The organism is Enterobacter sp. DC1 (assembly GCF_000568075.1).
Taxonomy (GTDB): domain Bacteria; phylum Pseudomonadota; class Gammaproteobacteria; order Enterobacterales; family Enterobacteriaceae; genus Enterobacter; species Enterobacter asburiae.
On record NZ_AZUA01000001.1, the window covers coordinates 262399 to 284090 of the forward strand.

General features: G+C 58.4%; 20 protein-coding genes and 1 pseudogene. 5 read left to right on the forward strand and 16 right to left on the reverse strand.

All coding sequences use genetic code 11. The features are described from left to right. Window positions 1–74 precede the first annotated feature (74 nt). On the reverse strand, window positions 75–1277 hold the full coding sequence (locus P346_RS20155) for an NAD(P)/FAD-dependent oxidoreductase (protein ID WP_032656935.1): 1203 nt from the start codon (window positions 1275–1277) through the stop codon (window positions 75–77). Window positions 1278–1407: 130 nt separating this feature from the next. On the opposite strand from P346_RS20155, the gene P346_RS20150 reads away from it, so the two are divergent. Further along, window positions 1408–1914, forward strand: a complete 507-nt coding sequence (locus P346_RS20150; RefSeq protein WP_029740891.1) for an RrF2 family transcriptional regulator — start codon at window positions 1408–1410, stop codon at window positions 1912–1914. Window positions 1915–1957: 43 nt separating this feature from the next. On the opposite strand, the gene adhP is transcribed toward P346_RS20150, so the two are convergent. The 6 genes from adhP to P346_RS20120 form a co-directional block, all read right to left on the reverse strand. Then, a complete protein-coding gene (gene adhP / locus P346_RS20145) occupies window positions 1958–2968 on the reverse strand; it encodes an alcohol dehydrogenase AdhP (RefSeq protein WP_032656937.1) in 1011 nt (336 codons plus the stop codon). A 198-nt stretch (window positions 2969–3166) separates the two neighbouring features. Continuing rightward, window positions 3167–4879, reverse strand: a complete 1713-nt coding sequence (locus P346_RS20140) for an ABC-F family ATP-binding cassette domain-containing protein (protein WP_032656939.1) — start codon at window positions 4877–4879, stop codon at window positions 3167–3169. 424 nt (window positions 4880–5303) lie between these two features. Further along, a complete protein-coding gene (locus P346_RS20135) occupies window positions 5304–7001 on the reverse strand; it encodes an NAD-dependent malic enzyme (RefSeq protein WP_023311897.1) in 1698 nt (565 codons plus the stop codon). 176 nt (window positions 7002–7177) lie between these two features. Further along, a complete protein-coding gene (gene sra, locus P346_RS20130; RefSeq protein WP_008501714.1) occupies window positions 7178–7315 on the reverse strand; it encodes a stationary-phase-induced ribosome-associated protein in 138 nt (45 codons plus the stop codon). A 95-nt stretch (window positions 7316–7410) separates the two neighbouring features. After that, on the reverse strand, window positions 7411–7626 hold the full coding sequence (bdm, locus tag P346_RS20125) for a biofilm-dependent modulation protein (RefSeq protein WP_013096534.1): 216 nt from the start codon (window positions 7624–7626) through the stop codon (window positions 7411–7413). Between the two features lie 232 nt (window positions 7627–7858). Further along, window positions 7859–8710 (reverse strand): Vmh family MBL fold metallo-hydrolase, encoded by an 852-nt coding sequence (locus P346_RS20120; RefSeq protein ID WP_032656942.1) that lies wholly within the window; start codon window positions 8708–8710, stop codon window positions 7859–7861. A 110-nt stretch (window positions 8711–8820) separates the two neighbouring features. Between P346_RS20120 and P346_RS20115 the strand changes: the two genes are divergently transcribed. Then, a complete protein-coding gene (locus tag P346_RS20115; protein ID WP_032656944.1) occupies window positions 8821–9696 on the forward strand; it encodes a LysR family transcriptional regulator in 876 nt (291 codons plus the stop codon). 7 nt (window positions 9697–9703) lie between these two features. Here the strand turns inward: P346_RS20115 and P346_RS0121375 are convergent. Further along, a pseudogene (locus P346_RS0121375) lies at window positions 9704–10662 on the reverse strand (hypothetical protein). Between the two features lie 115 nt (window positions 10663–10777). Here P346_RS0121375 and P346_RS20110 point away from each other — a divergent pair. Then, window positions 10778–11206 carry an OsmC family protein gene (locus P346_RS20110; RefSeq protein WP_023311893.1) on the forward strand — a complete coding sequence of 143 codons (429 nt, stop codon included), beginning with the start codon at window positions 10778–10780 and terminating at the stop codon, window positions 11204–11206. 23 nt (window positions 11207–11229) lie between these two features. Here P346_RS20110 and P346_RS20105 read toward each other — a convergent pair whose 3' ends face one another. Then, complete coding sequence (locus tag P346_RS20105) at window positions 11230–12135, reverse strand: LysR family transcriptional regulator (RefSeq protein WP_032656945.1); 906 nt, start codon at window positions 12133–12135, stop codon at window positions 11230–11232. A 133-nt stretch (window positions 12136–12268) separates the two neighbouring features. Here P346_RS20105 and P346_RS20100 point away from each other — a divergent pair, with 133 nt between their 5' ends. Next, window positions 12269–13018, forward strand: coding sequence for an SDR family NAD(P)-dependent oxidoreductase (locus P346_RS20100; RefSeq protein ID WP_032656946.1), 750 nt, complete (start codon window positions 12269–12271; stop codon window positions 13016–13018). On the opposite strand, the gene P346_RS20095 is transcribed toward P346_RS20100, so the two are convergent. Genes P346_RS20095 through P346_RS20065 form a run of 7 tightly spaced genes read right to left on the reverse strand, consistent with a single transcriptional unit; the run spans window position 13015 to window position 19850 of the window. Next, a complete protein-coding gene (locus P346_RS20095; RefSeq protein ID WP_032656947.1) occupies window positions 13015–13944 on the reverse strand; it encodes an oligopeptide/dipeptide ABC transporter ATP-binding protein in 930 nt (309 codons plus the stop codon). The genes P346_RS20100 and P346_RS20095 overlap by 4 nt on opposite strands. Next, window positions 13937–14923, reverse strand: coding sequence for an ABC transporter ATP-binding protein (locus P346_RS20090; protein ID WP_032656948.1), 987 nt, complete (start codon window positions 14921–14923; stop codon window positions 13937–13939). The genes P346_RS20095 and P346_RS20090 overlap by 8 nt, the downstream gene beginning before the upstream one ends. Continuing rightward, window positions 14923–15816 (reverse strand): D,D-dipeptide ABC transporter permease, encoded by an 894-nt coding sequence (ddpC, locus tag P346_RS20085; protein WP_032656949.1) that lies wholly within the window; start codon window positions 15814–15816, stop codon window positions 14923–14925. The genes P346_RS20090 and ddpC overlap by 1 nt, the downstream gene beginning before the upstream one ends. Beyond that, window positions 15813–16835, reverse strand: coding sequence for an ABC transporter permease (locus P346_RS20080; RefSeq protein WP_032656950.1), 1023 nt, complete (start codon window positions 16833–16835; stop codon window positions 15813–15815). Before P346_RS20080 ends, ddpC begins: the two co-directional genes overlap by 4 nt. 24 nt (window positions 16836–16859) lie before the next feature. After that, window positions 16860–18392 (reverse strand): ABC transporter substrate-binding protein, encoded by a 1533-nt coding sequence (locus P346_RS20075; RefSeq protein ID WP_032656951.1) that lies wholly within the window; start codon window positions 18390–18392, stop codon window positions 16860–16862. A 15-nt stretch (window positions 18393–18407) separates the two neighbouring features. Next, on the reverse strand, window positions 18408–18983 hold the full coding sequence (gene ddpX, locus P346_RS20070) for a D-alanyl-D-alanine dipeptidase (RefSeq protein ID WP_023311885.1): 576 nt from the start codon (window positions 18981–18983) through the stop codon (window positions 18408–18410). Window positions 18984–18995: 12 nt separating this feature from the next. Continuing rightward, window positions 18996–19850 (reverse strand): MurR/RpiR family transcriptional regulator, encoded by an 855-nt coding sequence (locus tag P346_RS20065; protein ID WP_032656952.1) that lies wholly within the window; start codon window positions 19848–19850, stop codon window positions 18996–18998. Between the two features lie 266 nt (window positions 19851–20116). Between P346_RS20065 and P346_RS20060 the strand changes: the two genes are divergently transcribed. After that, window positions 20117–21598: an alpha/beta hydrolase gene (locus tag P346_RS20060; RefSeq protein ID WP_032656954.1), complete on the forward strand. Its 1482-nt coding sequence runs from the start codon at window positions 20117–20119 to the stop codon at window positions 21596–21598. Window positions 21599–21692 lie beyond the last annotated feature (94 nt).

Consider the following 21692-nt stretch of genomic DNA (forward strand, 5'->3'; position numbering starts at 1 on the left):
ACAAAGGAATTAAGATAAGGATTGCCGGAAACTGAAAATAAAAAACGCCCCGTTAGCGGGGCGATGGCGGGGGGCTAAACGAATTTCGCCAGAGGGTCGGCGGCGGCAAATGCGACCGTTTTGTCTGCTGCTGGCGGATAGATCAGCTCGTTCGTGATGGCGATTTTGATCTTCTTCGCCTCGTCGCGGACGGATTTGACGGCCTGTTCCCAGCCCTCGGTATAGACCGCGCCCCACGCGCCTAAATCCAGACAGGTAACATAGTTCACCTGACGATAAGGATATGGCGCGATGTTTAGCAGGCTGGCCGCCGCGTTGTGTCCGGCAAATTTTCCAAGCTGGATCGCGTGCTGGCAGGTCATCAGCGCCGTGTTGCCCGCATCGTCCGTTTTGGCGTGCGCCATGTCGCCCGTTGCATAGATGTCCGGATGGGCTGGAACCTGCAATGACTCGGTAACGATAAGTCGTCCCTGGTTGTCACGTTCGCCGTCAATCTGCTGGCTGAGGGCGTTGGCCTCGACGCCTGCCGTCCAGACCACGGTAGAGGCGGCAATACGTTCGCCATTTTTTAAGGTAACGCCGTTTGCGTCGATGGCTTCCACTTCACTGTTAAGACGCCATTCAACGCCCAGCTCGCGGCTTGCGTCTTCAATGGTCTTGCGCAAGGCTTCGCTGTAACGTCCACCGATAACTGCACCGCGTTCAACTAAGACGACTTTAATCGCTGTATTTTCACCTAATCGAGAACGAAGCCGGGTAGGGAGCTCGGTCGCCAGCTCAATGCCGGTGAAACCGCCGCCGCAGACCACAACGGTGCTACGTTCGGGGGAGGCAGGCCGTGAAGCCAGTGAATCCAGGTGCTGCTCAAATACCAGCGCCGATTCCAACTGGTCGATATCAAATGCGTACTCGGCAAGCCCGGCAATGGAAGGGCGTTTGGTCTGGCTACCCGTCGCCAGTACTAAACGTTCGTAAGCCACCGAGGATGTTATCCCCTGATTATCACGCCATATCACCGTTTTTGCATGAGTATCAATATGTTCTGCGCTTCCGGCAATGAACTCAATATCCAGCTCAGCGAACAGTTCGGTCAGCGGCGCGACCAGCGTTGAGACCTTTTCTTCATAGAAGCGTGGGCGAACGCGCAGCTCAGGAACCGGTGCCAGCACGGCAATCTTAAGATTGTCTTTTCCTTCCAGCGCCGAGAGGCGAGCGGCACTGACCGCAGCCCACATACCGGAAAAGCCGCTACCCACAATTAAAATCTGCTTTTTCATACTCGATCCTTTTGATCGCCAGGCTGTGTACCTGACGTAACTGCCACTATACTTGTCGGAGTTAACTGCGACAACTTCTTTCTGAGTTAAAAATCGTTATAATGGCCTGAACAGCAAACTGGGGTTAAACATGGCGTTTTACAGTTCCGGTGTGGAATATGGCATTCACAGCCTGATGTGCATGGTGGATGCGAAGGGTAATGAGCGGGAAATGAGCGTCAGGGAGATGGCTGCCCTTCAGGGCGTGCCGTACGATTATCTCGGTAAAATATTCACCCGCTTGTCGCGTGCCGGTCTGGTCATCAGTACGGAAGGCAAGGGTGGGGGCTTTCAGCTGGCGCGCCCGGCGGAACTGATCACCGTGCTGGACGTAACGCACGCCATAGACGGCGAGAAAAATATGTTTGAGTGCAGGGAGATACGCCAGCGGCTGGCCGTGTTTGATGAAACGCCGCCTGCTTGGGTATGTGACGGTCCGTGCGGGGTACGTTCGGTGATGGACAGCGCCCAGCAGAGAATGGAAGAGGAGTTAGCACGGCATACCATTCTCGATCTGGCGCGCAAAATGTATCGAAAAGCACCGGACACGTTCCAGATTGAGGTTCAGGAGTGGATTTCGGACCGGCGTTCGTCGTAACAGTAGGCCGGGTAGGGCAAAGCCGCTACCCGGCGATAGTTTTTTACGAGCGTAGATCAATGACCATACGGCCGCGGATCTGGCCCTGTTCCATCTCTTTAAAGATGGCGTTGATGTCCTCGATTGGACGCATCGTGACTTTCGGCACCACCTTACCTTCAGCGGCGAACTGGAAGGCTTCCTGCAGATCCTGACGGGTGCCGACCAGCGAACCCACTACCTGGATGCCGTCCAGCACCAGACGCGGAATATCGAGGCTCATCGCTTCCGGCGGCAGGCCAACCGCAACCACGCGGCCACCAGCACGCACGGCGTCAACGGCTGAGTTGAATGCAGCTTTTGCGACGGCAGTAACGACTGCGGCATGCGCGCCGCCGGTTTTCTCCTGCACGATTTTCGCGGCGTCTTCGCTGCGGGAGTTGATGGTTAAATCCGCACCCATGCTGGCCGCCAGCTTCAGCTGTTCGTCATTAACGTCAAGGGCGATGACTTTGGCGTTAAAGACGTTTTTAGCGTACTGCAGCGCGAGGTTGCCCAGCCCGCCCAGACCATAAATTGCAATCCACTGGCCCGGTTTAATACCAGATACCTTCACCGCTTTGTAGGTGGTAACGCCAGCGCAGGTGATGCTGCTGGCCGCAGCGGATTCCAGACCGTCCGGCACTTTTACGGCGTAGTCAGCGGTGACGATGCACTCTTCCGCCATGCCGCCGTCAACGGAGTAACCGGCGTTTTTCACATCGCGGCACAGGGTTTCGTTGCCGGTATTACAGTATTCGCAGTGGCCGCAGCCTTCAAAAAACCAGGCCACGCTTGCGCGGTCGCCGACTTTCAGCGACTTCACGCCTGGGCCGATTTCTTTTACGATACCAATCCCTTCGTGGCCCAGGATAACCCCGGTTTTATCGCCAAAATCACCGTTCTTCACGTGGAGGTCGGTATGGCATACGCCACAGCATTCCATCTTCAGCAGGGCTTCCCCGTGCTTTAGCGGGCGTAAGGTTTTTTCGGTGACATTAACCTGATGATCCTGAGTGACAACAGCAGCCTTCATGTGTATCTCCTTGTTCATGATGAGTATCTGCATAGCAGGTGTAATACTCCTCAAGGATTAGTGGTTTGGCGCTGTAATGCAAGGCAACGGCAACATAATGTCATTATTTGATCCATTTTCAGAATAAGAATACGGCGTTCCTCTAATAATTTAGGAGGAAAATACTGGCCCGACGAGAGAGACTCGCCGGGCGCAGACTTACAGCTGTGCCTCTATCTCCTCTATCTCTTTACGCCATTGCGCCTGCAGCTGCGGCTTTTGATGCTTCGGCTTACGCGCCAGATCGTCTTCCAGCAGCGTTTCCAGCGCGACCAGCCGTTCGAGCAGATCGTCATACGGCGAGGATTGAACCGTCTCCGCATCCATGACTGGCGCGGCGGTGGTCACCAGCCCCGCGCTTTCACGCAGGCGCTCAAACACCGCTTCTGCATCGTGCCACTCGCTCAGCTTTCCCTCTTCAATCAGCCAGAAACGGTTGCAGCTTTGGCTAATTAGCTGACGGTCATGGCTAACCAGCAACACGCCGCCTTCGAACTGCTGGAGGGTTTGCGCCAGCGCCTCTTTGCCTTCCATGTCGAGGTGGTTGGTCGGCTCATCCAGCATCAGCAGGCTATAGCGTGCAAGCGTCAGGCCTACAAACAGCAGGCGCGAGCGTTCGCCACCGCTGAGCGTGCTGACCGTTTGCCCGTGACGCGCCCACGGGAAACCCGCGCTTATCAGCGCCATTTTGCGGTTCTGCGGATCCGGCGCGAAAGGCTCCAGCGCGTCGAGCAGCGTGGCGTCATCCGGCAGCTGATTCAGCGTTTGATCGTAATAGCCTGGCGAGACGCGCGGATGGATTTTCAACCCGCTGTCTGCGGGCTCATCGGCAAACTGTTGCCAGATAAGCCTCATCAGCGACGATTTGCCGCAGCCGTTACGACCGACAATCGCCACGCGATCGCCGCTTTTTAGCCGCGCCATTTCGATGTCAAACAGCGGCGGTAGCCCGGGCGCAGGCGGGACGCTGAGGTTTTCCATCTCCATCAGACGGTCGGCCTGCAGCGCGTCGCCGCGCAGGGTTAACGTCCACTGGCTGCCTGCCGTGAGCGCCGTCTGGCTCTCCTTCAGCCGTTCGACCTGTTTTTCCATCTGTTTGGCTTTGCGGGCCAGGTCTTCGTTGTCGTAAACCTTGCCCCAGGTCGCCAGCCGCTTCGCGCTGGCGGTCACGCGGTCGATCTCCTTTTGTTCCGCCTTGTGGCGCTGCGCGTCGCTTTCATCCTTTGCTTCAAGCGCTTTGCGGGCCGCCGTGCAGGGAAGGGCGAAGTAGTGCAGCGTTTTATCGCGCAGGATCCAGCTGCCGTTGGTGACGGCATCCAGCAGCTGTCGGTCATGGGAGACCAGCACGAAGCTGCCTGACCAGTTCTGCAGAAAGTGTTCCAGCCAGAGCATGGTCGGCAGGTCCAGGTGGTTGCTGGGTTCATCAAGCAGGAGCAGATCCGGCTCGTGAATCAGCGCCCGCGCCAGCAGCAGGCGGGTGTGCTGTCCGCCGCTCAGCGTGGCGGATTGCAGCATCATATCCTGCGGCGTGAAGCCCATGCCTGCCAGCAGCGTTTCGGCTTTCCAGCGCAGGCTATCGCGCTCGGCAAAAGGCAGCTGTGCGAGTACGGCATCCAGCATGGTCAGCGGGAAAATGGCGTCCGGAAGATGTTGCTCCACGCGCGCCATAAGGCAGTGTCCGGCCAGCGCGACCGTTCCGGCGGCGGGGGAGTCAGTGCCGTCCAGCACCTTCAGCAGCGTGCTTTTACCGCAGCCGTTGTCGCCCAGCAGGCCAATGCGGTCGCCTTTTTTCAGCGTAAAGGAGAGTGAGTCGAAGAGCGTGCCAAACGCCGTATCAACGCGTAAAGATTGTGCAGTGAGTAAAGTGCTCATTGTTGCTTACCCAAGAGTTACAGGCATGTTTATGCCTCGTCAAACATCGCTGACGATAACTCAGTAAGCCCGAGAGAAGGGATTTCAGGGGTTGGTGTCTTCGCTCAAGCAGAAGTTATCGCAGCACGATACCGATAACGCTTGAGCTGGTGCGATCACCAAATGTATGTGAAACATTGAAAATTTCACAGTACAGCATAATTGGCCTCCTTATATATTCAGTAGGTTAATGGATGAAGGGAGTGTAGCGGGGGAAAAGGGGTTTGGCTAGTGGGGATTCGATTGTGCGGCTTGCCGCCCTCACCCTAACCCTCTCCCACAGGGAGAGGGAAAACACCCTGCCCGTAGGCCCGGTAAGCGAAGCGCCACCGGGCGATTGGGCCGCACCGCGTCTCCCACATGGAGAGGAAACGGTCGTAGCGAATTAAATCGAGGTACGGCGATAGCTACGGTATTCAGGCTTCCAGAAGTTGTCGTCGATGGCCTGCTGCAGCGCGTCGGCAGAGGTTTTCACCGCCACGCCCTGCTGCTGCGCCATTTTACCTACCGCAAACGCGATGGCGCGCGACACCTTGTGAATATCTTTCAGCTCCGGCAGCACCAGCCCTTCACCGTTGTTGACCAGCGGCGAGTAGCCCGCGAGGGTTTCGCTCGCCGACATCAGCATTTCGTCGGTAATGCGGGATGCGCCGGACGCGATCACGCCCAGACCAATGCCCGGGAAGATGTAGGAGTTGTTGCACTGGGCAATTGGATAGGTTTTATCCTTCCACACCACAGGATCGAACGGGCTGCCGGTGGCGACCAGCGCGTTACCTTCGGTCCAGGCGATGATGTCCTGCGGCGTCGCCTCCACGCGGGAGGTCGGGTTGGAAAGCGGCATCACGATAGGGCGTTCGCAGTGCTTGTGCATCTCGCGAATGATCTCTTCGGTGAAGAGGCCGGTTTGCCCGGAAACGCCGATCAGAATATCCGGCTTCACGTTGCGCACCACGTCCAGCAGGGAAAGGACTTCGTTGTCGGTATCCCAGTTTTTCAGGTTCTCGCGCTTCTGCACCAGCTTGTTCTGGAACGGCAGCAGGTTCGGCATAGCGTCGGTCAGCAGGCCGAAACGGTCAACCATAAAGACGCGGGAGCGGGCCAGCTCTTCGCTTAAGCCTTCGCGCTGCGTCTGGGCGATGATCTGCTCGGCGATACCGCAGCCCGCAGAGCCTGCGCCCAGGAAGACGATTTTCTGGTAGCTCAGCTGGCTGCCGGCCGCGCGGCTGGCGGCGATAAGCGTACCCACGGTCACGGCTGCGGTGCCCTGGATGTCGTCGTTAAAGGAGCAGATCTCATCGCGATAGCGGTTCAGCAGCGGCATCGCGTTTTTCTGCGCGAAGTCTTCAAACTGCAGCAGAACGTCCGGCCAGCGGTGCTTCACGGCCTGAATGAAATCGTCGACAAACTGATAGTACTCGTCGTCGGTAATGCGCGGATGGCGCCAGCCCATATAGAGCGGATCGTTGAGCAGCTGCTGGTTATTGGTTCCGACGTCCAGCACCACCGGCAGGGTATACGCCGGGCTGATGCCGCCGCAGGCGGTGTAGAGAGAGAGTTTACCGATTGGGATCCCCATCCCGCCAATGCCCTGGTCGCCGAGGCCGAGAATACGTTCGCCGTCGGTCACCACAATCACTTTGATATTGTGGTTCGGCACGTTCTGCAGAATATCGTCCATGTTGTGACGGTTCTGATAGGAGATGAATACCCCGCGTGAACGGCGGTAGATCTCTGAGAAACGCTCGCAGGCCGCACCCACCGTAGGGGTGTAGATCACCGGCATCATCTCTTCGAGATGGTTCTGCACCAGGCGATAGAAGAGGGTTTCATTGGTGTCCTGAATGTTGCGCAGGTAGATGTGCTTGTCGATTTCGGTTTTGAAACCCTGATACTGGATCCACGCGCGCTCTGCCTGTTCTTCAATGGTTTCAACCACTTCGGGCAGTAAACCCAGCAGGTTAAAGCTGCTGCGCTCTTCCATGCTGAAGGCGCTGCCTTTGTTGAGCAGGGGGAATTCGAGTAAAACCGGTCCGGCGTATGGGATGTATAAGGAACGATGTTTTTTCAGTTTGTTGTCCATGTCACTCACTCTTTTTATGAAGATCCGTCCCTGACACTGCTGTTTGTCATCTTTCTGGCCTGTGCGATGGGGTGCGGTCAGGCGGTATTATAAAGGAGCTAAATATTAATTACCGCAACACATAAACAAAAACACCATCGGGATTACCGATGGTGTTCTGGATCTCAGTCTGGAACTTACTTGCCGGCGTGGCGTTTTCTGCCGGTGGCGTGAGTGACCTGCGTTTCGTGGTCGCCTTCAATCACCACTTTACGCTGATTGGAAAGCTTGTAGTTCAGTCCCAGAATATGGCGTGCCTGACGGTTCGATTTCATGTTAACTCCTCAATCCTGTTGATAGTTTTAAGGACCAGTTTGCTTACGCAAACGAAATGTAACCCCTTAGGTTGCAGATCCAGCTTAGCAGGTTTTTACAATGGTGCGTTTTGCCCGCTGACGACGTAGTTAATGGTCTGCTGGTAGATGTCACTGAGGATGTCATTATCCGTGGATTCCACCCATTTGGTCAGTTCCATCAAAATGTCATCTTCAGTCACAGCACCGTGCTCGGCGTGAAGACCCTGCGCAATCGCGTTAACGAGTTCAGGTTGTGCTGCTGCGGTATTAGCCGGGTAATAAGTAAACATGCTGCCTCCGTGTCGTTGTCTGTTTAATGGTACGGCTCGCAAAAAATTTAATTCATAAACAGAATGGCAAATATTTTCCCGGTTGTGGTTCAGATTCATCTTAGAAATAAAAATGACATAAGTGCATGCTTTTATGCGCTTTTAAAAGGTGTGGCTATATCGACGGGTAACGGCGGGGATATTTTGGCGATGCTCCTGCTATCGCGGAAATATAGCAGGAGCCGTTTTTAAATTACCACTTCATTTCGCCAGTATTCACTTTGGCGCTTAATTCCAGCGAGCTTTCGTCAGCGAGGCCTGGATACTGTTTTTTCAGGGTGTTGATAACGCCTGCGGAATCTTTATGCGCGGCTAAAGCCTTTTCAAAGCGCTGCAGATAGTCGCGGGTAAAATCAATCGCGCCAGTACCCGCTGGTGGGGTGCCCAGATAGTGGCCCGGGATCACGCGCTCAGGTTTGTGAGCGGCCATATTTTCCAGCGTTTCCTGCCACTGCTTGCGGCTTTCCGGCGTCTGGGTGTCTGCCGTCCAGACGTGAATACCCCAGGCTACCCCGGTGCCGCCGAGGATCGTTTTTGCCGACGGAATCCACACATAGGCCGCGTAGCTGTCTGGCTGTTCGATATCGACCTTTTCCCCGTCAACCATGAACGTGGTGGAGGCAAGCACCTGCGGGACGACGAGCTCCGTTGGCGCGCCGTCCTTCATCTGCGGCCCCCAGAAGGCGAGCTTGGCATCTTTGGTGGCTTTAATATGGTCAACCACGTGCTGCGTGGCCACCACTTTGGCATTCGGGAAGGCTTTGACCAGCGGCTGCAGGCCAAAATAGAAATCCGGATCGCCGGAGGTGATCACAATCTTATTCAGGGTTTTACCGCTGCGGCGGATTTTTTCTACCAGCGCTTCGCCATCCTTCACGCTGAACTGCGCGTCAAACAGCACCGCCTCTTTCGGGCCGGAAACCAGCGTGGAGGAGACCGGGAAAATGCCTTTTTCCTGCGGGTTATAGGTATCAATGGTTAACGGCGCGGCAAAAACAGCCGGAGTGAAAAGGGTGGAAAGCAGGGCAAGGTGAATGAATTTCATGCTGTTGTCTCTGTTGTTCAGGAATGTGTCTATTGTACGGATATTCGTATTTGCCAGAATTCCTGAAACAAGACATGCTTAGTTTCATAAATCGAGCAAATGGAGCTTATATGGATCGCGTTATCGCCGCTCAGGTCTATAACCGGATATGCGAGCTGGGCAGTTTGAGCGCGGCGGCCCGCGCGCTGGGCATTTCCCGACCGATGGTGAGCCGCTACCTTGAACAAATGGAGAAGTGGGCGGGAACGCGGCTGGTAAACCGCTCCACGCGCAAGCTGACGCTGACCGCAGCAGGGGAAAAGGTGCTGCAAAAAACGCGGACGCTCTCGCAAATTTCGCAGGAAATTGAGGGGCAGTCGGAGAAAGATCTGCCGTCCGGCACGCTGCGGGTGGCCTGCGCCCATTTTACCGCCATGCACCTGATTGCGCCGGTCCTGCCCGGTCTGCTCTTGCGCTACCCGCAGCTGCGCATCGAGCTGGACGTGAATAACCACCCGGTCAGCCTGGTGGGAGAGCGCATTGACGTCGCCGTACGCATTACCGACAACCCCGAGCCGGGTATGATTGCCCGCCGGCTGGGGGAATGTCGCTCGGTGCTCTGCGCCTCGCCGGACTATCTTGCACAGCACGGTATCCCCCTCAGCCCCGAAGAATTAGCGCAGCACAACTGCCTGCACTACAGCTTTTTCGCCGGGCAGTCCTGGCACTTCCTGACGCCGGAAGGTGAAGGCCTGAGCGTGGCCGTCAGCGGCAACCTGAGCGCCAGCATCTCTTCGCTGTTGATGGACGCGGCGATTAAGCACTGCGGTATCGCCATGCTGCCGGAGCGCGAAGCGTCTGCCGCACTGGAACAGGGATTACTGGTGCCGGTGCTGGAGGCCCTGGAGCCTAAACCGCTTGCCATCCATGGCATTTATCAGTCCCGGGAATACCAGCCTGCCGCGCTGCGCGTGTTTCTCGACGAACTGTCGCGCTACCTGGCATAAGAGGGGATTACTTAGCCTTTAGCCAGGGAGACGCCGTGCTCCAGAAAATAATATCGGCCCCGAGATAACTTTCGCCGAAGCGGACAAATTCCGCTTTGGTGAACGGTTTTCCGGTCTGAGGATCCTTATAGGTCAGGGTCGGCTCCTGAACCGCCATGGCGATGAGCGGCAGCGTCTGTTTATTTTTATTAAAGAAGGGATAGGCATTCTTCATGTGGGCCTTGCGGTTGGGAACAATGTCCGGCCCGCCCAGGCCGATGCTGTTGGCGCTGGCATATGCAAACAGACGCCCCATGTAGTTGTGGTCATTATCCCATTCGCACGGCCAGAAGTTCACGTATTGCACCACGAGAGTTTTCTGAAAAGCCTTCGCGCAAAGGCCAGGTTTTCCATTTCACCCGCGAAATAGCTGTCGCAGGTGAACCCGGCGGGCGGATTTTTTTCGTCGATATCAATGGCTGTTTCGGGCAGGTTTACCCCGTACACCTTGCCATCAAAGCGTTTCGCGAGGGCGGCCAGCAGCGCCTGATAGCGCTCGCGCACGGCGGGATCCCACTGACGCGCCACCCATCCTGAACCGACTGGCTTGCCTTCGCCGGGGTTATCGAACTGCGGCGCAATCCCGCCACCGTATCGCTTATCGTGCATCAGATAGTCCGGCACGTAGCGGGCGTCCGGCTCAAAGAAACGATCCTGGATTTGAATAAAGAGCTTTTTTCGTGCGGACTTAACGCGCGCCAGATCCTGTTCAATCCGCGAGAAGTCATAGCTGTCCTTCTCGGGTTCCAGCAGGCGCCAGTTGTAAACGATCTGCACGCCGCCGATATCGCTTCGCGCAACAAGCGGAAACGCCGCGTCGAGATCGCCCGAGCCGGTATAGATAAAATTCTCCGGCGTTTTCGCCAGTGAAGACAGCGACAGAGCCAGCGTGGTTACGGCGACGGCCATCCTGATTTTTAGCGCCATATCATTATCCTTTTTGTTGGTACAGCAGGTGAAATTCCTGGAATTGTCTGTGTTCCAGGGTGGGCCAGATGCGTAGTCTATACTTAACCCTTTGTAAGCCAAAAGGAGAGCAAGAATGACTATTCATAAGCACGGTTCGGCACACTGGTCTGGCGACATTAAGCGCGGAAAAGGAACGGTTTCCACCGAGAGCGGCGTTCTCAATCAGCAGCCTTATGGTTTCAATACCCGCTTCGAGGGTGAAAAGGGGACCAACCCCGAAGAGCTGATTGGCGCGGCACATGCGGCCTGCTTCTCAATGGCGCTGTCGCTGATGCTCGGGGAAGCGGGCTATACCGCCGATTCCATTGATACCACCGCGGACGTCTCCTTGGATAAAACCGACGGCGGCTTTGCCATCACAAAGGTTGCCCTGAAAAGCAAGGTCACCGTTCCAGGCATCGCCCCCCAGCAGTTCGACGGCATTATTCAGAAAGCAAAAGCGGGCTGTCCGGTATCGCAGCTCCTGAAAGCTGAAATTACGCTGGACTATAAGCTTAACTAAGCCCCAGCCGGGTTCGCGCCCGGCTACCCCTTCAGCGCGGCGGGGAACACCTCCGCCAGCCAGGCGATAAAGACCTTCAGTCTGTGCGTCAAGTGACGGTTCTGCGGGTAAACCACATGAAACGGATACGCGGCAGGGCGCCAGTCGCCCAGGATCGCCGTCAGCTTTCCTGCCTGCAAATACGACTTTGCCGAATACTCAAAGGTCTGAACGATCCCCAGCCCCGCCGCTGCAGCTGCCAGATGGGCATTACTTTCATTAACGCCGAGATAGTGCGGAACGTTGATTTCCAGCGCCTCGCCGTTTTCTCTGAAACGAAACGGAAATGCCCGCCCGGTGACGGGCGAAAGGTAGCTGATCAGCTTGTGGCCGTTGCACAGCTCCTGCGGATAGGCCGGGACGCCGTGATTTTTCAGGTAACCCGGCGTCGCGCAGGTGACCATCTCGGCGTTACCGAGATGACGGGCGATGAGGGTTGAGTCGTCCATCGGACCGCCGCGGATCACGCAGTCTACGTTACCGCTGATGAGATCGACCGGCCGGTCGGCCACGCCAAGGTCGATGCGGATATCCGGGAAGCGCCGCATAAAATCCGGAAGCAGGGGGATGAGCACGTCCCGTGCGGTGGAGCCGCCCACGTCAACCCGCAAATGCCCTTTTGGCGTCGCGCGGGAAACGCGAAACGAGGTGTCGATATCTTCTATATCAATCAGCACCCTGAGCGCTTTTTCATAGTATTCCATCCCTTCAGGCGTCGCGACCACCCGGCGAGTCGTCCGGTGCAGAAGGCGTATCTCCAGGTGCGCCTCAAGCGATTTAACCAGCTTGCTCAGCGTGGCGATCGGCATATTCAGCGAGTCCGCCGCTCGGGTAAAGCTGCCGGAGTCCACGACCCGCGTAAAAGCGCGCATCGCCATGAGCTGGTCCATGATGACCTCTGATTATTTCTGTATGTGAATAGTCATTTTCATTTTTGCCCGTTTTTCACTAATGCCGCAAGGGCTAAAGTTTGTCCAACGCGAGCGAAAGCGCGCACCGCAAACCCAACAAAAGGTAAATGACATGAACACCACTCTCTCAGGAAAAATCGCACTGGTCACCGGCGGCAGCACCGGTATTGGTCTTGCCACGGCGCAGGAGCTGGCGACTCAGGGCGCGAAGGTATACATCACCGGGCGTCGCCAGGCCGAGCTGGACGCGGCGGTGGCGGAAATTGCTTCAACCGCAACAGGCATTCGCGCCGACGTCTCTAAGCTTGCCGACCTGGATGAGGTCTATGCCCGGATAGCAAAAGAAGAAGGCCGTCTTGATATCCTGTTCGCCAATGCCGGTGGCGGCGATATGCTGCCGCTGGGCGCGATCACCGAAGAGCAGTTTGACCGGATTTTCGGCACCAACGTCCGCGGAGTGCTGTTTACGGTGCAGAAGGCGCTGCCGCTGCTGTCCACCGGATCGTCGATCATTCTGACCGGCTCGACGGTGTCCATTAAAGGGACGGCCAACTTCAGCGTCTACAGCGCCAGTAAGGCCGCCGTGCGCAACTTTGCCCGCTCCTGGGCGCTGGATTTGCAGGGCCGCGGGATCCGCGTCAACGTGGTGAGCCCGGGTCCGATCAAAACGCCGGGTCTCGGCGATCTGGTGCCGGAAGAGCACCGTCAGGGGCTGTACGACGCGCTGGCCGCACAGGTACCGCTGGGGCGTTTAGGCGCGCCGGGCGAGGTGGGTAAAGCGGTGGCGTTTCTGGCCTCCGACGCGGCCAGCTTTATTAACGCCACCGAGCTGTTTGTGGACGGCGGGATGGCCCAAATTTAACCCAGACTGCGCCAGCAGCGGACGTTACGGCCCTCGCGTGAGGGCTGTAGCGGCTGGGGACGCTCACACCCCTGCGCTGCCATCGGACAACGGTCGCGGAAGAAACAGCCTTCGGGCAGATGACGGTTGCCGGGAAGCTCCGTTTTGCGTAACGCCAGATTTTCATCCAGCGGTTCACCGGTGCGGGGAACCGAGTCTAGAAGCAGACGGGTATAGGGATGGCGCGGCTCGCCAAGCACCTGCGCGGCGCTGCCCAGCTCCACAATTTGCCCGAGGTACATCACCGCCACCCGGTCGCTCATGTGTCTGACCACCGATACGTTATGCGAAATTAACACGTAGGTCAGATTACGCTGCTGTTGCAGGTTCACCAGCAGGTTGAGGATTTGCGCCTGCACGGAGATATCCAGCGCGCTGGTGGGTTCATCAAGCACGATAATATCGGGGTCGGACGAGAGCGCCCGGGCGATGGCGATGCGCTGGCGCTGTCCGCCGGAGAAGGCATGCGGAAGCCTGTCGAGATATTCCGGGCGAATGCCAACCTGCAGCGCCAGATCCTCCGCCAGCTGGCGGCGCTCGCGCTCGCTGCTGCGTTTTTGCACCCACACCGGTTCGGTGATGATGCGCCAGACCGGCAATCGCGGGTCGAGCGAAGAGAGCGGATCCTGAAACACCATCTGCATGCCGCCCGCGTGGTGCGCCCGCTGGCACGCGCCGGTGCTGGGCTTAAGCATGCCCATCAGCAGCTGGGCCAGCGTGCTTTTCCCGCAGCCGGATTCCCCGACAATGCCCAGCGTTTCCCCCCGACGGATCTGAAGATCGAGCCCGTTGAGGGCATGGACCTGTTCCGTCACGCGGCCCAGCCAGTTTTTGCGCGCCGCAAAGTTTACGTGCACGCTATCCAGTTCAAGCAGTACATCAGACATGGTGTTTCTCCCGTTGCGGATACCAGCAGGCGGCCTGTTGGCCTTCTGCGCCACTGGGCGCTAAGCGCGGCGTTTCGCTGCATTTCGCCCCGGCGGCAAAGCAGCGCTCGCGGAAGGCGCAACCCTGCGGAAGCTGGCTAAGGTTGGGCACCGTGCCGGGGATGGCGGGAAGCAGGTCGCGCGGCTGGCCGTTTTCCGGGGCGCACTGCAGCAGGCCGATGGAATAGGGATGCACGGGGCGGTGGATCAGCGTTTGCGTGGCACCGCTCTCGATCACGCTGCCCGCGTACATCACGTACATTCTGTCGCAAAGCTGCGACACCACGGCCATATCATGGCTGATAAACAACACCGAGGTACCGCTGGCCCGCGCCTTATGCTTCAGCAGGCGCAGCACCTGGAGCTGGACGGTAACGTCCAGCGCGGTGGTGGGCTCGTCGGCGATGATCAGCTCCGGCTCGCAGGAGAAGGCAAGGGCGATCATCACCCGCTGGCGCATGCCGCCGGACAGTTCAAACGGATAACGCTCCATGACCTGCTTCGCGTCCGGGATTTGCATCTCTTCCAGCAGGGTAATCGCCTTGTGCTGCGCCTCGCGCCGCGAAAGCGTCTGATGCTGGCGGATCACCTCCACCATCTGTTTGCCAATCCGCCGCGTCGGGTTGAGGGCGGTCATGGGTTCCTGAAAAATCATCGCCACTCTTGCACCGCGCCACTGGCGAAGCTGCTTCTCGGACGCCGTCAGGACGTTTTCGCCGAGTAACTTCACCTGACCGTGATGAATGCGGTAGCTTCCTTCCGGCAGCAGCCGCATGGCGAGCATGGCGGTCACGGATTTACCCGATCCCGACTCGCCTACCACGCCGACAATTTCGCCCCTGCCGATCTCCAGCGAGACGTGGTTCAGCGCGTGGACCTCACCGCGAAAAATCGGGAAGCTCAGGTGCAGGTCCTCAATACGTAATACCGGTTCGGTCATTACTGTTTTCCTCCCGACTTCGGATCCAGCAGATCGCGGATACCGTCGCCAAACAGGTTAAAGCCCACGGCGGTAATCAAAATCGCCGCACCGGGAAAGGCGCAGTACCACCACTGGTCCAGGACGTAGTTACGGCCCACGGCCACCATCGCCCCCCATTCGGCGGTGGGCTGCTGCGCGCCCAGGCCGATAAACCCCAGCGTGGCGGCCATCAGAATGGCGCTGCCGATATCCAGCGAAGCCTGCACAATCAGCGGCGGCAGGGCGTTGCGCAGGATATGCCAGCGGATCAAATGCCAGCGGGACGCGCCAAACGTGCGGGCGGCCTGGACGTAGGTAAACTGGCGCACCACCAGGGTTTGCCCGCGCGCCAGGCGGACGTAAAACGGGATGCGGACAATCGCAATCGCCAGCATGGCGTTAAACAGGCTCGGACCGAGCGCGGCGGCCAGGGCCATGGTCAGCACCAGGGAGGGAATGGAGAGCATAATGTCCATCACCCGCATGATGATGGCGTCGCCGCGCCCGCCCAGTACGCCGGACAAACAGCCCAGCAGCGAGCCGATGCCGCCCGCAATCACCACGACCGCCAGCCCGGCGGTAATCGACTGCTGGCTGCCCGTCAGCACGCGGCTGAACAGGTCGCGTCCTACCTCATCGGTACCAAACCAGTGTTGCGCAGAAGGCGCCTGCAGGCGGGCGGTCAGATCCAGCGCGTTCGGGTCATGCGGCACAATCCACGGCGAAGCCACCATCAGGAAGAGCATCGCAATCATAATGACGCCGCCAACGATCGTGAGCGGGCTTTGACGCAGCATCCAGAACAGCTTTGCCCAGTTGATGCGTTGTCTGGCGGTTTTAGCCGGGACGGGCGTTTCCTGGGTTAACATCATTCGGCACCTCCGCGCCCGATTCGCGGGTCAATCCACAGGTAAAGCAGATCGACCACCAGATTAACCAGCACATAGGCCAGCGAAACGACGACGGCAAAGCCCATCACGGCAGGGAAATCGAGCGCCTGAATGGACGTCACCACCCACGCGCCCATGCCCGGCCAGGCAAAGACGGTTTCGGTCAGCACGGCGCCGTAAAGCAGATCGCCCAGCGCCAGCCCGAGCACGGTAATGGACGGGATCATTGCATTGGGCAGGGCGTAGCGCAGGACGATGTACCAGCCGGGCAGGCCGCTGGCGCGCGCGGTGCGGATGTAGTCCTCGCTAAGCTGCTCCAGCATCGCCGAGCGAACCTGGCGCGCCACAATACCCAGGTGAACAAACGCCAGCGTCAGCGAGGGCAAAATCAGGTGCTGAAGCGCGTTGAAAAAGACCTCACCGTTGCCCTCCAGCAGCGCGTCCAGCAGATAAAAGCCGGTGACGTGCGTCGGCGGATCGAGCCAGTCGTCCAGCCTGCCGCCGCCCGGCAGGATCTGCAGGTGCCCGTAGAACAGCACGATGACGCCCAGCCCAAGCCAGAAGGCCGGCGTGGAGATCCCGGTCATCGCCATTAAACGCACCAGGTGATCCAGCCAGCGGTTGCGGTACACCGCCGACAAAATCCCCAGCGGCACGCCGATGACCAGCGCCAGCAGCAGAGAACAAAAGGCCAGCTCCAGCGTGGCGGGGAAAAAGGCCTTCAGGTCTTCCGCGACCGGGCGTCCGGTACGGATGGACGTGCCTAAATCGCCGTGCGCCAGAGCGTCCACGTAGCGGCCAAACTGTATATACAGCGGCCGATCCAGCCCTAGCTGCTGGCGGATGTTCTGCACGATTTCGTCGCTGGCGCGATCGCCGGCCAGCAGACGGGCCGGGTCGCCGGGGATCAGGTGTGAAATAATAAAGGTGATAATACAGACACCGGCCACCACCAGGATTAACCCCCAGCAGCGCTGGCGCACGATGCTCCAGAACGTCATACGCTTTCCCCCCGGCGAAAACCGTTATTTGCTCATGGTGGCGATGTTGAACACCTGCTCGAGCATCGGATTAAAGGTGAAGCCTTTGATCTCTTTGTTCATCGCCAGCTGGTAGTTTTTCTGGAACAGATAAACGTAGGCCGCCTCGTCGATGACCACCTTTTGCGCCTGCTGGTAATCTTTGGTGCGTTCCGCCTGGTCGGTGGTTTTCAGCGCGGCCTGCAGCAGCGAATCGACCTCTTTGTTCTCATAGAACGAACGGTTTCCCGGCAGCCCTTTTTTGTCCGATTCGAACCAGTAGTTCATGAACATGTACGGGTCGGCAAAGTCCGGGCTCCAGTTGCCGATGGCAATGTCGTAATCGCCTTTTCCGACGCGGTCGCGCATGGTGGCATTGGCCAGTTTTTCCAGCTTGACGTTAATGCCGATCTTGCCAAGGCTGGCCTGAGTGGAGAGGGCGATAGGCTCCCAGTTCGGATCGTTGTCCGAGTAGAGGAAGGTCAGGCTGGCGGGTTTGTCTTTGACCTTCTCCAGCGCCGCTTTGGCTTTGGCCTCGTCAAAGCTGTACTGCATTGCCGTGGCGTCAAAGCCCCACATGCCTTCCGGGATCGGGCCGCGCATCTGCTTGCCGTTGCCGCTCAGAATGCCTTTCACCATCCCCTGGTAATCCGTCGCCCAGGAGATGGCCCGGCGTAAATCCACCTGATTGAGCGGCGCTTTACCGTTGTTGAGATAGAGGTAAGTCACGCGCAGGGACGGGTATTCCGCGACGGCGACTTTACCTTCCTGCTTCAGGGCCGCAAGCTGATCGACCGGCAGGGCGTCGGCAATGTCCAGATCGCCGCGGGAAAGCTGCAGTCGGCGCGAGGCGCTCTCACCGATAATTTTCACCGAGACGCGCTTAAAGTGCGGCTTTTCACCCTGCCAGTGGGGGTTAGGCACCAGGATCAGCTGCTGGCCTTTCTGCCAGCTTTTCAGCATAAACGGCCCGGAACCGGCAGTGTTTTGCGCCAGAAAACCGCGCGCATCGTCCGCCGCATTGGCCTTCAGCACCGTCGGGTTAACGATGGACGCCCCGTCGTTTGCCAGCGTATACAGGAAAGGCGCGAACGGCTGGCTAAGGGTGAATTTCACCGTATGGTCATCAACGGCATCAATTTTCAGGTCTTTCGGAAAAGCTTCAGACGGCCCCTGGCCGAGCTTCAGCAGGCGCTCAAAGGAGAGTTTTACCGCCTCAGCGGTGACCGGCGTGCCGTCAGAGAATTTCGCGTTATCCGCCAGGGTAAAGGTCCACTCTTTCTGGTCGTCGGACGCCTTCCAGCCCGTCGACAGATCGCCTTCCACCTCGGTAGAGCCTGGCTTGTATTTGACCAGACGCTGGTAGGACGGATAGGTGACGGTCCAGTCGTTGTTATCAATGGTGATGGCAGGATCGAGCGTTTGCGGGTCGGCGGCTTTGCCGATCGCCAGCATGTCTTTCGGGACGGCAGCCAGCGCCAGCGGTGCGCTCAGGGCCAGCGTGGCGGCGATCAGAGTCGAGACAAGCGATGTTTTCATGGCAATGCTCCAGGTTTAAAGAGAAGTGTGCGTCAGGGGAAAACAGGCAAAACGGTCGTCAAGCAGCGGGTAGCTGGCGGCGTTCGGCAGTTCGAAGTGCCACCATTCGCTGCTGATACCCACAAAACCACCGCCGAACATGATGGCGTTCAACAGCAGACGGTTGCGCTGAGCGTGCGGCGGCACGGAAGGGTGATACGGATGCGAGCGGTCGTGCATTTCGTCAAAACCGGCACCCATATCCAGCACGGCGTTATGTTCATCCATCAGGGTGACGTCGATGGCCGTACCGCGGCTGTGATTGGAGCCAATCGCCACGTCGACCACGTACTCCGGGTTCGGGCAGGCATCCCACAACTGGGCCTGCGCCTGCTGCGGCCGATAGGCGTCGTAGACCACCAGCTTCAGCCCGGCCAGCGAGGCAATGCTGATGGCTTTTGCCAGCGCGGTGGCCGCGTCGGTATGCAGCAGGCACAGCGCCTCCTGATAGATCGGACGGCCGGTGATGTTGTCGGCGGTGGCGTACTTCAGATCGATATGCAGCGTGGGAAACGTCTTCGCCACATCAATCAGTTCACTCTCTTCGGGCATAGCTCCGCTCCTTTAGCGTTCGAATTGACCAAACTCTTGTTGTAATTGTCGGTTGACCGCCAGACGCGCCGGGAGCGCATCACCCAGCGCTTCCACCACGCCCGACAGCAGCAGGTTGAACAGACAGCTCACGGGGGCAAGCGAATCCCAGAAATGACCGGTATCGGTTTTCACCTGCAGTAAATCCATCGGGTAATCCCGCGCCCACGGGCACCAGATGTCGGTGATTAAGGCCAGCGGAATGCCTTTCTCGCTGGCAACGCGGCAGTACTGGCGGGCCATCGAGGAGTAGGTGCGCGTGTCGGTCAGCACGACGTACGGGTGCGAAAACCCCGAGTTGAGGGATTCCACCCAGCTGCCGGAAGCCCCCTCCGAATAGCTCACGCGCGGGCGGAGGTATTCAAGGTGGCTGAAAAAGGCGTTGGCAATCCCGCGCGTGGACTGGATCCCCAGCACAAACACCGCGTCGGCGTGGGCGAGGTTGTGCACCACCTGACGGAAGGCGTCCGTTTGCGCCAGCTGGTACACCTGCGTGATGGCATCCACTTCCAGCGACAGGGCATGCTGAAGGCGGCTGGAAAGGGGGCGCTGCTGCTGCCAGGAGTCCAGCCTCTCGTTCATGCCCCAGGGCTGATACGGATCGCGCAGGCTCTTTTTGGCATCTTCCAGGTTGCGATACCCCAGCTTGCGCAGAAAGCGTCCGACGGTAATTCCGCTGGTCCCGCTCGCCTGACCGATGCTCTCCGCCGTTTCAAACGGGATTTGCGCGGCGTGCGCCAGCAGCCAGCTTCCGACCCGCTTTTCGCTGGGCGTGAGCTGGCTGAACGTCGCTTCGATACGGCTCAACATCTCGGGTTTCGTCGTCATACCGCCTCGCTGTTAACAGGCTGTCAATGGCCGAATTTTTGTTACCTGGTTAACAATGCATGACGCGTGCCATGTTCACAGGGCGGATAAAACCCGCTGTGCAGTAAACTTCATGCAATATTTGTTTAACCAATGATCAACATTTGTGCAGCGTAGTTCACTTTTGGTGCACTGTCTGACGCGGCAGGTATGAATTTGGTGAATACGTCAGTCCGTTCACATTTTTGATAAGATAGATGTACCGTGAATATAAAAAGGATCCCGGCATGGCAAATTTGCCCTGGCGAGTCAGCGTGCGCCTGATGACGCTTGCAAAGAAAATAGGGATTGTCGTCGGGATCGTACTGGTCGTCCTGCTGGCGGTTCGGGTGTATCTCTCCCAGCAGGGACCGGAACTGCACCTCTGGCATACCTGGCGGGCCGACGAGATGTCCGTGCGCGAGATGGATAACGCCGATTTTTCCCGGTATATCGCCCGGGAACGCGCCATTTTCGCCGATCTTGATAATGCGGTGACGGCGAAAACAGAGGGCGAGGAACGTACGCCGTTAAACCGCTATTATCGCCAGAGCCTGGTGTGGCCGGGACAGTTTACGCCCGATGCCAACCGCTCGTTTGTATTGATGCCTGCCGGAAAGCCGCGCGGCGCGGTGGTGCTGCTGCACGGTCTGACGGACTCGCCTTACAGCGTCAGGCGCCTTGCGGTGAACTATCAGCAACGCGGTTTTGTGGCCGTGGTCCCGCGTCTGCCCGGGCACGGCACCGCGCCCGGCGCGCTGACGGACGTCGACTGGGAGATGTGGCTCGCGGCGACGCGTCTTGCGGTGCGGGAGGCCACGCGTCTGGCGGGTGAGGCGGTGCCGCTGCATCTGGTGGGCTACTCCAACGGCGGGGCGCTGGCGATGAAATATGCCCTCGATGCGCTGGACGCGCCTGCGCTGCGTAAACCGCAGCAGGTGATACTGCTCTCACCGATGATCGGCGTGACGGCCTTTGCGCGGTTCGCCGGATTCGCCGGGCTACCGGCGCTGCTGCCGGCATTTGCCAAAGCGGCGTGGCTGAATATCTCTCCGGAATATAACCCGTACAAATATAACTCGTTCCCGGTGAACGCCGCCCGCCAGTCATGGCTGCTGACGAAGGCCCTGCAGGAGCAAATCGGCCGCGAGGCGCGGGAGAACAGGCTGGCGAATTTGCCGCCGATCCTGGCGTTCCAGTCGGTCATGGATTCCACGGTCAGCACCCGCGCTGTGGTGACCGGCCTGTTTGACCAGCTTCCGGCAAACGGCAGCGAGCTGGTGGTGTTTGATATCAATCAGGCAGCCAGCTTCCGTCCGCTGTTCAAACCGTCGTCGTGGACGGCCACCTCGGCGCTGCTGCCGGTTGCGCAGAGACGTTACGGTGTCACTATTGTTACCAATGCAGACGCACACAGCTTCTCGACGGTGGCGAAAATCACTCCGGCAGGCAGCACCCGGGAGACGGTTGTGCCGCTGGCGCAGGCCTGGCCGCAGGATGTCTATTCCCTGTCGCATATTGCGGTGCCGTTCCCGCCGGATGACGATCTCTATGGCCGCGAGCCTGGGGTGAAAAACCGCTACGGCATCAGCCTGGGGACAATTGCGCTCTGGGGCGAAACCTCCGTGTTGAGCGTCGGAAAAGAGGCGCTGATGCGGGTCACCTCGAACCCGTTTTACGACTATATGCAGGAGAGGATCGACAGCCGGGTCGAAGGCGCGGAAAAGTAACGTTCCCCTGTGGCGTGAATATGTTAGGTCGCATTGATTAAGTATGTTAAATAATAGCTTCAAGGCACCTCTTTTTCTCATTGGAACCTATTTT

Excerpts from the sequence above, each read along its gene's own strand:
- P346_RS20155 (WP_032656935.1), bottom strand. The coding sequence starts at position 1,277 with ATGAAAAAGCAGATTTTAATTGTGGGTAGCGGCTTTTCCGGTATGTGG.
- P346_RS20150 (WP_029740891.1), top strand. The coding sequence starts at position 1,408 with ATGGCGTTTTACAGTTCCGGTGTGGAATATGGCATTCACAGCCTGATG.
- adhP (WP_032656937.1), bottom strand. The coding sequence starts at position 2,968 with ATGAAGGCTGCTGTTGTCACTCAGGATCATCAGGTTAATGTCACCGAA.
- P346_RS20140 (WP_032656939.1), bottom strand. The coding sequence starts at position 4,879 with ATGAGCACTTTACTCACTGCACAATCTTTACGCGTTGATACGGCGTTT.
- P346_RS20135 (WP_023311897.1), bottom strand. The coding sequence starts at position 7,001 with ATGGACAACAAACTGAAAAAACATCGTTCCTTATACATCCCATACGCC.
- sra (WP_008501714.1), bottom strand. The coding sequence starts at position 7,315 with ATGAAATCGAACCGTCAGGCACGCCATATTCTGGGACTGAACTACAAG.
- bdm (WP_013096534.1), bottom strand. The coding sequence starts at position 7,626 with ATGTTTACTTATTACCCGGCTAATACCGCAGCAGCACAACCTGAACTC.
- P346_RS20120 (WP_032656942.1), bottom strand. The coding sequence starts at position 8,710 with ATGAAATTCATTCACCTTGCCCTGCTTTCCACCCTTTTCACTCCGGCT.
- P346_RS20115 (WP_032656944.1), top strand. The coding sequence starts at position 8,821 with ATGGATCGCGTTATCGCCGCTCAGGTCTATAACCGGATATGCGAGCTG.
- P346_RS20110 (WP_023311893.1), top strand. The coding sequence starts at position 10,778 with ATGACTATTCATAAGCACGGTTCGGCACACTGGTCTGGCGACATTAAG.
- P346_RS20105 (WP_032656945.1), bottom strand. The coding sequence starts at position 12,135 with ATGGACCAGCTCATGGCGATGCGCGCTTTTACGCGGGTCGTGGACTCC.
- P346_RS20100 (WP_032656946.1), top strand. The coding sequence starts at position 12,269 with ATGAACACCACTCTCTCAGGAAAAATCGCACTGGTCACCGGCGGCAGC.
- P346_RS20095 (WP_032656947.1), bottom strand. The coding sequence starts at position 13,944 with ATGTCTGATGTACTGCTTGAACTGGATAGCGTGCACGTAAACTTTGCG.
- P346_RS20090 (WP_032656948.1), bottom strand. The coding sequence starts at position 14,923 with ATGACCGAACCGGTATTACGTATTGAGGACCTGCACCTGAGCTTCCCG.
- ddpC (WP_032656949.1), bottom strand. The coding sequence starts at position 15,816 with ATGATGTTAACCCAGGAAACGCCCGTCCCGGCTAAAACCGCCAGACAA.
- P346_RS20080 (WP_032656950.1), bottom strand. The coding sequence starts at position 16,835 with ATGACGTTCTGGAGCATCGTGCGCCAGCGCTGCTGGGGGTTAATCCTG.
- P346_RS20075 (WP_032656951.1), bottom strand. The coding sequence starts at position 18,392 with ATGAAAACATCGCTTGTCTCGACTCTGATCGCCGCCACGCTGGCCCTG.
- ddpX (WP_023311885.1), bottom strand. The coding sequence starts at position 18,983 with ATGCCCGAAGAGAGTGAACTGATTGATGTGGCGAAGACGTTTCCCACG.
- P346_RS20065 (WP_032656952.1), bottom strand. The coding sequence starts at position 19,850 with ATGACGACGAAACCCGAGATGTTGAGCCGTATCGAAGCGACGTTCAGC.
- P346_RS20060 (WP_032656954.1), top strand. The coding sequence starts at position 20,117 with ATGGCAAATTTGCCCTGGCGAGTCAGCGTGCGCCTGATGACGCTTGCA.